This is a genomic window from Inquilinus sp. NPDC058860 (assembly GCF_042743185.1).
In the GTDB taxonomy this organism is placed as follows: Bacteria; Pseudomonadota; Alphaproteobacteria; order DSM-16000; family Inquilinaceae; genus Inquilinus.
The window spans coordinates 83,577-95,567 of record NZ_JBHYMS010000025.1 but is presented as its reverse complement, the minus strand read 5'-3'; the positions used below and the strand labels follow the sequence as shown (position 1 = coordinate 95,567).

At 68.4% G+C, this 11,991-nt stretch carries 15 protein-coding genes; 6 read left to right on the top strand and 9 right to left on the bottom strand.

The genetic code is table 11. The features are described from left to right. The first annotated feature begins 343 nt into the window (after positions 1-343). Positions 344-1,198: a hypothetical protein gene (locus tag ACFW16_RS18700; protein WP_380307690.1), complete on the top strand. Its 855-nt coding sequence runs from the start codon at positions 344-346 to the stop codon at positions 1,196-1,198. 294 nt (positions 1,199-1,492) lie between these two features. Here the strand turns inward: ACFW16_RS18700 and ACFW16_RS18695 are convergent, their stop codons facing one another. Then, complete coding sequence (locus ACFW16_RS18695; RefSeq protein WP_380307688.1) at positions 1,493-1,720, bottom strand: hypothetical protein; 228 nt, start codon at positions 1,718-1,720, stop codon at positions 1,493-1,495. A gap of 364 nt (positions 1,721-2,084) precedes the next feature. On the opposite strand from ACFW16_RS18695, the gene ACFW16_RS18690 reads away from it, so the two are divergent. Together ACFW16_RS18690 and ACFW16_RS18685 are read left to right on the top strand one after the other, a co-directional pair. After that, complete coding sequence (locus ACFW16_RS18690) at positions 2,085-2,555, top strand: VOC family protein (protein WP_380307686.1); 471 nt, start codon at positions 2,085-2,087, stop codon at positions 2,553-2,555. 57 nt (positions 2,556-2,612) lie between these two features. Beyond that, positions 2,613-3,071 carry a GFA family protein gene (locus ACFW16_RS18685; RefSeq protein WP_380307684.1) on the top strand — a complete coding sequence of 153 codons (459 nt, stop codon included), beginning with the start codon at positions 2,613-2,615 and terminating at the stop codon, positions 3,069-3,071. A 96-nt stretch (positions 3,072-3,167) separates the two neighbouring features. On the opposite strand, the gene tatC is transcribed toward ACFW16_RS18685, so the two are convergent. From tatC to ACFW16_RS18660, 5 genes are all read right to left on the bottom strand, one after another. Continuing rightward, positions 3,168-3,992, bottom strand: coding sequence for a twin-arginine translocase subunit TatC (tatC, locus tag ACFW16_RS18680; protein ID WP_380307682.1), 825 nt, complete (start codon positions 3,990-3,992; stop codon positions 3,168-3,170). A 3-nt stretch (positions 3,993-3,995) separates the two neighbouring features. Continuing rightward, positions 3,996-4,550, bottom strand: coding sequence for a Sec-independent protein translocase protein TatB (gene tatB / locus ACFW16_RS18675; protein WP_380307680.1), 555 nt, complete (start codon positions 4,548-4,550; stop codon positions 3,996-3,998). 61 nt (positions 4,551-4,611) lie between these two features. Then, on the bottom strand, positions 4,612-4,863 hold the full coding sequence (gene tatA, locus ACFW16_RS18670) for a twin-arginine translocase TatA/TatE family subunit (RefSeq protein WP_380307678.1): 252 nt from the start codon (positions 4,861-4,863) through the stop codon (positions 4,612-4,614). 115 nt (positions 4,864-4,978) lie between these two features. Beyond that, the gene (locus ACFW16_RS18665) at positions 4,979-5,587 is read right to left on the bottom strand and encodes an SMC-Scp complex subunit ScpB (protein ID WP_380307676.1); all 609 of its coding nucleotides are present in this window, start codon (positions 5,585-5,587) and stop codon (positions 4,979-4,981) included. After that, entirely contained in the window at positions 5,584-6,384 is an 801-nt protein-coding gene (locus tag ACFW16_RS18660) for a segregation and condensation protein A (protein WP_380307674.1), read from the bottom strand. The genes ACFW16_RS18665 and ACFW16_RS18660 overlap by 4 nt, the downstream gene beginning before the upstream one ends. A 230-nt stretch (positions 6,385-6,614) precedes the next feature. Between ACFW16_RS18660 and ACFW16_RS18655 the strand changes: the two genes are divergently transcribed. Then, the gene (locus ACFW16_RS18655) at positions 6,615-7,175 is read left to right on the top strand and encodes a flavin reductase family protein (RefSeq protein ID WP_380307672.1); all 561 of its coding nucleotides are present in this window, start codon (positions 6,615-6,617) and stop codon (positions 7,173-7,175) included. A gap of 4 nt (positions 7,176-7,179) precedes the next feature. On the opposite strand, the gene nagZ is transcribed toward ACFW16_RS18655, so the two are convergent. The 3 genes from nagZ to ACFW16_RS18640 all read right to left on the bottom strand — a co-directional run bounded on the left by nagZ (position 7,180) and on the right by ACFW16_RS18640 (position 10,558). After that, complete coding sequence (nagZ, locus tag ACFW16_RS18650; protein ID WP_380307670.1) at positions 7,180-8,214, bottom strand: beta-N-acetylhexosaminidase; 1,035 nt, start codon at positions 8,212-8,214, stop codon at positions 7,180-7,182. Positions 8,215-8,225: 11 nt separating this feature from the next. Continuing rightward, positions 8,226-9,293 carry an SPOR domain-containing protein gene (locus tag ACFW16_RS18645; RefSeq protein ID WP_380307668.1) on the bottom strand — a complete coding sequence of 356 codons (1,068 nt, stop codon included), beginning with the start codon at positions 9,291-9,293 and terminating at the stop codon, positions 8,226-8,228. 101 nt (positions 9,294-9,394) lie between these two features. Continuing rightward, the gene (locus ACFW16_RS18640; protein ID WP_380307666.1) at positions 9,395-10,558 is read right to left on the bottom strand and encodes a deoxyguanosinetriphosphate triphosphohydrolase; all 1,164 of its coding nucleotides are present in this window, start codon (positions 10,556-10,558) and stop codon (positions 9,395-9,397) included. A gap of 118 nt (positions 10,559-10,676) precedes the next feature. On the opposite strand from ACFW16_RS18640, the gene erpA reads away from it, so the two are divergent. Next, a complete protein-coding gene (gene erpA, locus ACFW16_RS18635; protein ID WP_380307664.1) occupies positions 10,677-11,018 on the top strand; it encodes an iron-sulfur cluster insertion protein ErpA in 342 nt (113 codons plus the stop codon). A 103-nt stretch (positions 11,019-11,121) separates the two neighbouring features. Beyond that, positions 11,122-11,892, top strand: coding sequence for an exodeoxyribonuclease III (gene xth / locus ACFW16_RS18630; RefSeq protein WP_380307662.1), 771 nt, complete (start codon positions 11,122-11,124; stop codon positions 11,890-11,892). The last annotated feature ends 99 nt before the right edge of the window (positions 11,893-11,991 follow it).

Sequence of the window (11,991 nt, the reverse complement as noted above, 5' to 3'; positions counted from 1 at the left end):
AGCGACCCCGCGCGGGTGGTGGAGCGCGAGGGGCTGAGCGCGAGGGGCTGAGCGCGAGGGGCTGAGCGCGAGGGGCTGAGCGCGAGGGGCTGAGCGCGAGGGTATCGGACCGTTTGCGACTATGGACGATCTCTCGGAGGATTTCAGCGTCAGTGCATATGTCGCAGATCACAATTTGAATAAATTGTGATTTTCCTATCGGTTTTTCTCCAAACTTTATGGGAATATTTTCTATGGACTTTTGTCCCGCGGAAGATACTCTGCAACTTGCTTGCAACTAAATTGCGCTTTTGCTCAGAACTCTCAGAGTATAATTTAGAATTTACCCGGAAAGGAACCACCTATGACCTCAAAGGTATTGGCATCCGGCTTTTTGCCGGACGAAGCCTTTATGTCGAAACTCAATCAAATTATAAACGACTACAAAGAACGGAATTCAGGTCAGAACAAACCGAATCCCCCGACAGGCCAACGTTTGGATCAATCTTCACCTGGGATTGTCACGGCCGTCAACGATTGCCTGATCCCTTCAATCGGCATTCTGTCACAGCTGCAGAGAGCTGCAAATATAACTGTTCTTTGGATGCAGCACGTCGCAAAAGGCATTGCAAAAGTAAAGCACGGCTGGTCAGACGATGACTGTTCCAATCCGGACAAATTGAATTCAACGGAGTGGTTAACAATAGTCCAATCGGCTATCGTGAATAATACAGCATGGGTCCAGCCTACGGAGCCTCAGTTTCAAAACTATACGGCGTCTGTATCTGGCGGAGAATCGATCGCCAGCTTTGTCGCTCGAGCTGTAAGCATGGCTGCTGGCCCCCCGGCCGGCCAAGTGATTACCGACTTCGGCAGTCGAATGACAGAGGGTGACGCGGCAGGAGTCAACGACGTAGGACAATTTTTCTGGAATCAAAAAGCAATCCAAAATCAAAAATCATTTTTTGGTTATTTCCCATATATTGCCAACGAGAATATCGAAGTTGAATTTTCTTACGCCTCGGTATTTCTGAACCCAACACCGGACAGTTGGTATTCGCTATTTGGTGATTCCGGCGCAGATAGGCAAGTAAGTGTGTGGGCAACAAAACTTATATTGCAATATGATTTATTTCAAAATATTGAGGAGGACGTAGAAGAACAGCTAGGAGAGTGGATCGGCACATCCATCATATCTGTGCCAATGCCTGGATCCTAGCGGCTTGGGTACTGGCGGTTCCGGAGCCGGCGGAGGAGATGACGGCGACACATCGGAAGGCGAGCCGTGGGGACGTGGTGGACTCGACGGCCCGCACCGAGGTCAGGGCGGCAGTCCCGTAGTCAGGCACGATCTCTTTTTGGGGCGGAGCGTTTCATGCCGAGACGCTCCGAACCCTCCACGCTCGACTGACGGAATCGCCGCGGCAACGGCTGCACCGCTGGCCCCGTAGTGAGTGCGAGTCAGAAACCGGTCGAGGCTCTGGGGAGCATGGGCGTCCGGACGAAGGAGCGGTCAGTGCGGCAGCACCACCTTCCGGGCCTGAATGTCGATGACGGAGAATTCGCGGTCGGGGAAGCAGCGGGCCCCGACCTCCAGCGCCACGCCGGAATCGGCGTAGAAGCACATCACCTTGCCGCGGCGGACGAAGGCGTATTGCGAGGGCGCGGCAGTCGCGGAATCGGCGAGGAACCGCTCCAGGGCGGCGACATCCGTCTTGCCGACATGCCCGTGCCCGGCCATCGCCGCCTCCCCCAGCCGCCAGCGGCATCCTATACCAGCGGCCTATGAGATCGACCTCCAGATCCCCTATGTCGTCATGGCGAGGCGCGCAGCGCCCCCTTGAGTTTAGAAGGGGCCATCCCGGGGGCCGGTGCGAGCGGCCCTGGATGGCCGCGCCCCCCAATAGGCGCACGGGGCGGGGCTCGCCATGACGGATCAATGTTTCAGGCGCTGATATTGGGCCTCCGGCGGTTCGGAGGATATTGGCCGATCGTCTACCCCTCCGGATTTTTCCGAGCCGATGTCGGGACCGGAGTCCCCCGGTCGTCCTTGGACCAGGAAGCGGTCCTGCGCAGGATCGCCCGATCGAAGGAAGGAACACGCGATGAAGGTCACCCAGCATCTCTGGTTCGAGAAGGACATGGAGGCCGCGATCGGCTTCTACACCGCGCTGATCCCCGGCTCGGCGGTGCATTGGATCACCCCCCTGCCCGCCGACACCCCGAGCGGCCCGGCCGGCAGCGTGCGGCTCGCCGGCTTCACCCTGGGCGACCAGCGCTACCAGGCGATCGAGGCGGGGCCGCTGGACCCGTTCAACCACGCCTTCTCGATCATGGTCGAATGCGACAGCCAAGCCGAGGTCGACCGGCTGTGGGACGCGCTGAAGGAAGGCGGCGCGGTCGAGCAGTGCGGCTGGCTGCGCGACCGCTGGGGCCTGTCCTGGCAGATCGTGCCGAAGCGGTTGGGCGAGTTGATGGGCGATCCCGACCAGGCCAAGGTCAGACGCGTCACCGAGGCGATGCTGCAGATGGTGAAGATCGACATCGCCGGGCTGGAGGCGGCGGCGAAGGGCTGAGGCCTTGGCCGGGCGTCCTCCGTCGCCTCAGAACGGGGCAACGAACAGGAGGACGCCATGACCAAGCTCACCCTGCCGCAGGAAGGCCGCTGCCGGTGCGGGCGGGTGCGCTTCCGCATCACCGCCCGGCCGCTGCTGACCATGGCCTGCCACTGCACCGGCTGCCGGCGGATGACCGGCAGCGCCTTCTCCCTGTCCGCGGCGATCCCGAGCGAGGGCTTCGCAGTGACGGAGGGCGAGCCGGTGATCGGCGGGCTGCACGGCCCGTCGCGGCATTATTTCTGCCCGCACTGCCTGAGCTGGCTGTTCACCCGGCCGGAAGGGCTGGACCAGTTCGTCAACATCCGGTCGACCATGCTGGACGACCCGGCCTGGTCCGTGCCGTTCATCGAGACCTTCACCAGTGAGAAGCTGCCCTGGGCGGCCACGCCGGCGATGCACAGCTACGAGACCTTTCCGCCGACGGAGGCCTATGGCCCGCTGGTCGAGGCGTTCGCGGCGCGGTCCGCTTCGTAGGTTGGGTTCGCGACCGCGAACCCAACATCCTGCCGTTGCGGCTCATGAATGTTGGGTTCGCCGACGCGAACCCAACCTACGCCTTCGGACTCTTGATCAGGCCGCCGTGCCGTCGTCGGCGTCTTCCGCTTCGGCCTCCGCGTCGCGCTTGGCGCGGTCGCGCTCGATCATGCCGCCGATCAGGATCGCGATCTCGTAGAGCAGCAGCATCGGCACGGCGAGCGCCACCTGGCTGATCGCGTCCGGTGGGGTCAGCACGGCGGCGACGACGAAGACGATGACGATGGCGTAGCGCCGCTTGCTCTTCAGCGTGGCGACGCTGAGGATGCCGACACGGACCAGGAGCGTCAGCAGCACCGGCAGCTGGAAGGCGATGCCGAAGGCCAGCAAGAGGCGCATCACCAGGTCGAGATAGTCCGACACCTTGGCGTCGAGCCTGATCTCCAGGCCGCTGCCGACATCCGGCCCCATGACCTGGAAGGACAGGAAGAACTTCCAGGCCAGCGGGAACACGAAATAGTACACGAACAGCCCGCCGGCGACGAACATCACCGGGCTGAGCGCCAGGAACGGCAGGAAGGCGTTGCGCTCGTTCTTGTAGAGGCCGGGCGCGACGAACATCCACAGCTGGCTCGCCACCACCGGGAAGGCCAGGCAGAAGCCGCCCCAGAAGCCGATCTTGATGTAGGTGAAGAACACCTCGGTCAGCGCCGTGTAGATCATCGACTTGGGCTGGCCCGGCGGCAGCGCATCGGCCAGCGGCTGGGTCAGGAACAGGTAGATCGTCTCGGCGAAGTGGTAGCAGATGAAGAATCCGACCAGGATCGCGACCACGGAATAGATCAGCCGGGTGCGCAGCTCCAGCAGATGCTCCATCAGCGGCATCTGCTTGTCGTCGATCTCCTTGTCGGAGGGCGCCATGGATCAGCTCGCGCGGTCGGTCGGGGTGGCAGCCGGGGCGGCAGCGGGGGCTGCGGCCGGCGCCGCGGGAACGGCGGTCGGCGCGGGCTCGGCGGCGGCAATCTCGGGAGCCGAGGCGGCCGGAGCCTCGGGAGCTGCCGGCTTCGGGGCCTCGACCGGCTGCGGTCCCTCGACCGGTCGCGGCGCCGCCGCCGGGGGCGCCGCCTGGCCGTTGCCCACGGCCTTGTCGGGCTCGGCCAGCGGCGTGGCGCCGGGCGCCGCCTTGTCGAAGGCCTGCTTGATGTCCTTGACCGGGTCCAGCACGGTGTTGACGTGCTCGGCCACCTGGCCGCGGACGTCGAGCGACTTGGTCGCGTCCTGGACGGTCTTGCGCACCTCCTCCAGCTCGGCCTGGCGCACGATGTCGTCGACATGGCGCTGGAACTCGCCGGTGATGCGGCGGGCATGCCGCGTCCATTTGCCGAGCTGATAGAGGGCGCGCGGGAGATCCTTCGGGCCGAGCACGACGAGTGCCACGACCACGATGATCATCAACTCCGACCAGTCGAAACCGAACATCACATTCGTCCATCACGCCCCGCCACCAGGGACGGGGCGCGGTTCCGGTTCCCCGAGGGGACTATTGGCGGTCGACGGTCGTCCGGTTCGGACTGCCGGCTTCGGTGCCCGCGGGCGGCGGCACGGCCGGATGATCGTCCGACCCTTCGTTCTTGGGGTCGTCCGACAGCCCGGTCTTGAAGTTCTTGATCCCCTTGGCCAGGTCGCCCATCGCCCGCGGCAGCCGGTTCCCGAAGATCAGCAGGACGACCACCAGGACGATCAACCAGTGCCAAATACTCAAACCACCCATAAACTTTTCCTCCAGCCCCAAGGCGGCCGGATCATCGCAGAAACCCCCCGCGACCGCAATGCCGGCGGACGGGGCGAAATAGCGCGGAAATCCTGGACTTCGGCCGCGGCAAAACGGCCCGGCGCGGCCCGCTGCGCTACTCCCTGTCCTCGTCCTCCGGCGGCTCCGGCCCGTCCTCTCCCGACAGGGTGCCGCCGGGCAGCACCGCCATGGCCGGGCGGGTGTCGAGCAGGCCGGAGGCCTTGAGCTCGTCGACGCTCGGCAGGTCCTCGAGGCCGGCGAGGCCGAAATGGTCGAGAAAGGCCGGGGTGGTGATCCAGGTCAGCGGCCGGCCGGGCTGCTGCCGGCGGCGGCCGGGCGCGATCCAGCCGGCCTCCAAGAGCGTGTCGAGCGTGCCCTTGGCCACGGCGACGCCGCGCACCGCCTCGATCTCCGGCCGTGTCACCGGCTGGTGATAGGCGATGATCGCCAGCGTCTCCAGGGCCGCCCGGGTCAGGCGCCGGACCACATGGCCGGCGTCGCGCAGGAGCGGCGCCAGGTCGAGCGCGGTGCGGAAGGCCCAGCCGCCGGCGACCGGCATCAGGGCGACGCCGCGGCCGCGATACTGCTCGACCAGCGTGTCGATCAGCTCCGGCACGTCGGCGCCCTCGGGCAGGCGCTCGGCGATCGCCGCCTCGGTCAGCGGCGTCGGCGAGGCGAACAGCATGGCTTCGACCAGGCGGAGGGCTTGGGTGGGTTCGGTCATTCTTCAGTAGTTTGGGGAATTTGAGCCTTGAGCCAGATCGGGCCGAACGGCCCGTCCTGGCGGATCGCGAGCCGGCCGGCCTTGGCCAGCTCGAGCGTGGCGACGAAGGTGGAGGCGAGCGCAGAGCGGCGCACCAGCGGGCTGCCGGTCAGCGGCGGCAGGAAGGCGGCGAGCGTGGTCCAGCTCGGGAACCGGCCGAGCATAGCCTCGAGCCGCTCCAGCGCCTGCTCCGGCGAGAACAGCACCGAGGCCTCGATGCGCAGGCTGCCCTCGGCCGCCGCCTTGGCCCGGTGGTATTCGGCATAGGCCTTGAGCAGGTCGTACAGCGACACGGCCCAGACCGAGGTCGGGGTCGCCTCATCCTCCTCCGCGGCGCCGCGGGCGAACAGGTCGTGGCCGAGCTGCGGCCGCGCCATCAGCGCTTGCCCGGCCTCGCGCATCGCGTTCAGCCGGCGCAGCTGGAAAGCCAGCGCCTCGGCCAGCTCGGCGCCGCTCGGCTCGTCGTCGCCCGGCGGGGCGGGCAGCAGCAGGCGCGACTTGAGATAGGCCAGCCAGGCCGCCATCACCAGGTAATGCGCCGCCAGCTCCAGCGACAGGCGCCGCGCCCGCTCGACGAAGGCGAGGTACTGGTCGGCCAGCGCCAGGATGGAGATCTGGGTCAGGTCGACCTTCTGCTCGCGCGCCTGTTCGAGCAGCAGATCGATCGGCCCCTCGTAGGATTCGAATTTGAGAATGAAGGCGGCGTCCTCCCGGTTCGTCACCGGCGGCGCATCGACCTTCGACCAGTCTTCCAGCATGGCCGGAGTTTCGCTGTCTGCGCGTGCCGAAGCAACATCGATCGCGCGACCGGGGGACCTCGGAGCGAAAGGTCCTATTTATCAATTGTCATGCCCGGGCTTGACCCGGGCATCCAGGGAATGTCGATGCCGCTCCGGATGGCCCCTGGATCGCCGGGTCAAGCCCGGCGATGACAATGGATTGAGGCTTCATCTCATTCTGACCGAACAGCCGTGCCCGAGGATCGACGATGGCGAGACAGCGCAGGAAGACCGACTTCCCCGTCCACCAGGTGCGGCGCTACCTGGAGCCGGGACCGATCGTGCTGGTGTCGTCGCGCTGGCGCGACCGCAGCAACATCATGACCCTGGGCTGGCACACGGTGCTCGAGTTCTCGCCGTCGCTGGTCGGCTGCATGATCTCCGGCGGCAACCACAGCTTCCGCCTGATCCGCGACAGCGGCGAATGCGTCATCAACCTGCCGACGACCGCCCTGACCGACACGGTGGTCGGGATCGGCAACACCTCCGGCGCGGAGATCGACAAGTTCCGCGAGTTCGGCCTGACCGCCGAGGACGCGCGGGAGGTCGAGGCGCCGCTGATCCGCGAATGCCATGCCAGCTTCGAGTGCCGGCTACACGACGACGCGCTGGTCGAACGCTACAACTTCTTCATCTTCGAGGTGGTGAAGGCGCATGTGGCGCCGACGCCGAAACACCCGAAGACGCTGCACTACACCGGCGGCGGGGTGTTCGTGACCGCGGGTGGTATCATCGATCGGAAGTTGCTGTTTCGGCCGTGGATGCTGTGACGAGTCAGGCTGTCGGCAGGCGGCCGAGCAGATCTTTCACCCGGTCGAGATAGCTCTCCACCGGCCGCTCGCTGGCCGGGCGGCGCCAGGCCTCGCCGCGGGCCAGGCGGGCCGCGGCCTCCGTGCCGATCGCCGGCACCGCCGCGGCGATCGCCCGCATTTCCGCCAGGTCGCCGTTGCAGTGCAGGGCCAGGTCGCAGCCGGCGGCCAGGGCCCGCGACGCGCGGTCCGGCAGGGACCCGGACAGCGCGCCCATCGACAGGTCGTCGCTGCACAGGACGCCATCGAAGCCGATGCGGCCGCGCACCGCGTCGCGGATCGCGGTCGGCGACTGGGTGACCGGGTGGTCGGGGTCGAGCGCGGTGAAGACGAGATGGCCGGTCATGCCCCAGGGCAGGCCGGCGAGGTCGCGGAACGGGGCGAAGTCGGTGCGCTCCAGCGTGTCGAGGCCGGCCTCGACCACCGGCAGGGCGACATGGCTGTCGACCCGCGACCGGCCGTGGCCGGGCAGATGCTTGATCACCGGCAGTGCACCGCCGTCGAGCAGCCCCTCCGCCACCGCGCGGCCGAGCCGGGCGACCACGGCCGGGTCGCCGGAGAAGGCACGGTCGCCGACGACCGTGCGGTCGGCGCCGGGCAGGTCGAGGTCGAGCACCGGCGCCGCGACCACGTCGATGCCGGCGGCGCCGACGGTGAGCGCGATGGCGGTGGCGTTGGCCCGGGCCGCCTCCTCCGCCGCCGCCATGTCGAGCGCGTCGAGGGCGCCGAAGCGGCCGGCGGCCGGGAAGGCCGGCCAGTGCGGCGGCCTGAGGCGGGCGACGCGCCCGCCCTCCTGGTCGATCATCACCGGCGCCCGGCGGCCGACCGCGTCGCGCAGGCCGGCGACCAGGGCGGCGAGCTGGTCCGGCGTCTCGCAGTTGCGGCGGAACAGGATGAAGCCGAGCGGATCGGCGTCGCGGAAGAACAGCCGTTCCTCGGCCGTCAGGACGGGGCCGGCGCAGCCGAACAGGATCGCCCGATACGACACTTTGGCGGACATGACGGAAAAACTCAGCGGGGGACGACGAGGCAGCCGGTCTTCTCGCTGGCCAGGGCCTCGCACAGCCGCATCGCCGTCGCCTGGTCGAGCGGCACGGCCTGGACGCGGTAGCCGAGCCGGGTCGAGGCCGAGACCTGCGGCACGGCGAGCTGCAGCGCGCCGAACAGCTCCGGGAAGCGGCGCTGGAAGCGGGCCCATTCGGCCTGCGCCTCCTGCGGCGACGTCACCGCGGCGATCTGGGCCGCGAAGCGCCCGTCCGGCACGGCGGTGATCGTCGGCAGGGATGGCGCCGGCATGGCCGGGATCGCCGCGACCTGGGCCGGCGCGCGGGCATCGGGGTCGATCCAGCCGTCGGCGGCGGCCGGGTTGTTCAGCAGCGCCGCGATCGGATCGGCCGGCTGGGGGGCCGCCTGGGGCGCGGGCGCGGCCGGCTCGGCCGGAGCTGCCGGCGCCAGCGCGGCGGTCTGGACCGGGGCCGGATCGGCGACGGGTGCGGGATCCGCGGCGGCGGGTGCCGTGGCGGCCGGCTGAGGAGCCGGCTCCGGGGCCAGCTGGACCGGCTCGGGCGCCACGGCGGCCTGGCCGGGGCGCGCCAGCAGGATCTCCACCACCCCGGCGCCGGGTGCCGCGGCCGGCAGCGGCAGGCGCCAGCCGCGCTGGTCGGTGCCGGCCTGGACGGGCCGCGGCATCGGCTGCTCCGGCGGCGGCAGCACGGTGGCCACATTCACCGGCGCCTGCCGGCGGCCGAGATCCTGCAGCACGAGGCGGTCCTGGTTCGGGATGTCGATGCCGCCCGGCTGCTCCGGCCGGGTGCGGAACTCGGCGCGGTCGGCGCGGATGATCGGCACCCCGCCCTCCATCGTCACCGAGCCGCCGGAGGTGTAGGTCGAGATCAGGATGCCGGCGAACAGCAGGACGACGACCAGGATCACCCCGGCCGGGACGATGATGCGCCAGGGCGGCGAGGCCTGCACCGGCCTGAGCTGGACCGCAGCAGGTGCGGTGATGGGCAGCGCGTGCGGCGCCTCGACCCATTGTCCGTCCGGCGCGAGTCGCAGCTGTGTGGCGGTGTCGACCATACTATCCCCCGACTGATTCGGAATCGTAACGCGAATCGGAGAAACGGGCGATAAGAAATTGATTCAACGATGAATCATTCTGGAGAGGGCCTGCCTTCCCCTCACACCGGCCGGTCCAGGGCGAACAGGCGCTGGTGCTCGAGCAGGGCGTAGCGGTCGGTCATGCCGGCGATGTAGTCGGCCACCAGCCGCGGCAGGCCGGCCGCACCCGCCGCGTCGGCCTGGCGGCGCCAGTCGGTCGGCAGGGTGTTGGGCTCGGCCGTGAACAGCTCGAACAGGTCGCGCACCACCCGCCGGGCCTTGCTGGTCTCGCGGTTGACCAGGTAGTGGCGGTAGACCTCGCGGAACATGAAGCTGCGGACCACCGCGAGATCGGCCGCAACGCCGTCGGAGAAGGCGATCACCGGCGTCGGTGCCGCCCGGATCGCCTCGACCGAGCCCGGTGCCAGCGCCGCAAGGCGGCGGCGCGATTCCGCCAGGAGATCGGTGACCATCTGGTCGATCACCCGCCGCACCGTCTCGTGGATCAGCCGGCGGCGCGGCAGGCCGGGATGCAGCGCCTCGACCTCGGCCAGCACCGGCCCGACCAGCGGCAGGCCGCGCAGCGCGTCGAGGTCGAGCAGCCCGGCCCGGACCGCGTCGTCGATGTCGTGGTTGGTGTAGGCGATGTCGTCGGCCAGCGCCGCCACCTGCGCCTCCGGCCCCGGCTGGGAGGCGAGATCGAGGTCCCAGACGGCGCGGAAGGCGTCGATCGTCGCCGGCAGCGCCCCGCCGGGCGGCAGCGGCAGCAGCGGGCCGTTATGCTTGACCACGCCCTCCAGCGCCTCCCAGGTCAGGTTCAGCCCGTCGAAGCCGGCGTAGCGCCGCTCCAGCGCGGTCAGGATGCGCAGGGTCTGGTCGTTGTGGTGGAAGCCGCCATGGCCGGCCATCGCCGCGTGCAGCGCATCCTCGCCGGCATGGCCGAAGGGGGTGTGGCCGAGATCGTGCGCCAGGGCCACCGCCTCGCCCAGATCCTCGTCCAGGCCGAGCGCCCGGCAGATGGTGCGGGCGATCTGCGCCACCTCCAGCGTGTGGGTCAGCCGGGTCCGGTAGTAGTCGCCCTCGTGATAGATGAAGACCTGGGTCTTGTACTGCAGCTTGCGGAAGGCCGAGGAGTGGACGATGCGGTCGCGGTCGCGCTGGAACGGCGAGCGCATGCCGCTGTCCGGCTCGGCGTGAAGCCGGCCGCGGCTGCGGTCCGGAGCGGTGGCGTAGACGGCGGTCATCGGAGGCCAAGCTAGACGCCGCATGCGGGGCTGGCAATCGCGGTGGGCGCTTTGCAGACGCCTCGCGGCTCCCTACATTGGAGGGGACCAGTTCCGACGCCATGCGATTGATCGAACCATGCCCGACGATGGCCGCATCCTGAACCTGACCGAAAGCGCCGCCCGGCGGATCGCCGAGTTGCGCAAGGTGGAGCAGAACGAGGCGCTGATGCTGCGCATCGCCGTGTCCGGCGGCGGCTGCTCCGGCTTCCAGTACGGCTTCAGCTTCGACGACAAGGTCAACGGCGACGACCTGACCTTCCGGCGCGACGACGTCACCGTGGTGGTCGACGACACCTCGCTCGACCTGCTGGCCGGCGCCGAGATCGACTATGTCGAGGAGCTGATCGGCGCGTCCTTCCAGGTGAAGAACCCGAACGCCAGCTCCTCTTGCGGCTGCGGCACTTCCTTCGCAATCTGAGCGGCCGCCCGCCGGAGTCGGAGGGCCGCCCAGCCCCGGAGGACCAGCCATGCCCCCCACCCTGCCCGCCGCGCCACCGATCCTCCGGGCGGAGGGCTGAGGCATGCGCGTCGCCACCTGGAACGTCAATTCGGTCAAGGCCCGGCTGTCGAACGTGCTGGACTGGTTGCGCAGCGCCGACCCCGACGTGGCGGTGCTGCAGGAGATCAAATGCGAGACCGAGGCGTTCCCGCGCTTCGAATTCGAGGCGCTGGGCTACAGGCTGCTGGTGCACGGCCAGAAGAGCTATAACGGCGTCGCCCTGTTGTCGAAGACGCCGATCGAGGACCCGCTGACCGGGCTGGACGGCGACGGCGACGACGCCCAGGCCCGCTATGTCGAGGGAACGGTCCAGGGCGTCCGGGTCTGCGGCCTGTACCTGCCGAACGGCAATCCCGCCGGCACCGAGAAATACGACTACAAGCTGGCCTGGATGGACCGGCTGCGCCGCCGGGCCGAGACCCTGCTGGCCGCCGGGACGCCTTTCGTCATGGGCGGCGACTTCAACGTCATCCCGGAGGCGCGCGACGCCGCCGACCCGGCCGCCTGGACCGAGGACGCCCTGTTCCTGCTGGAGACGCGCCGCCGCTTCCGGGCGCTGACGCATCTGGGCCTGACCGATTCCTGGCGGGCGCTGAACCCGACCGCCACCGGCTACAGCTTCTGGGACTATCAGGGCCAGGCCTGGCAGGCCGACAACGGCATCCGCATCGACCACCTGCTGGTCAGCCCGGAGCTCGCCGACCGGCTCGACGCCTGCATCATCGATCGCGAGCCGCGCGGCCGCGACAAGGCCTCGGACCACACGCCGGTGGTGATGACCCTGGCGGCATAGGCGGAGCCGGCGCCGGCGGACTCCCGTCCACTCGTCATACGAATTCCCTCCTGGTACGGCCGAAGGCCCGACTATAGTGGGGTGGGTCATACCACCTGT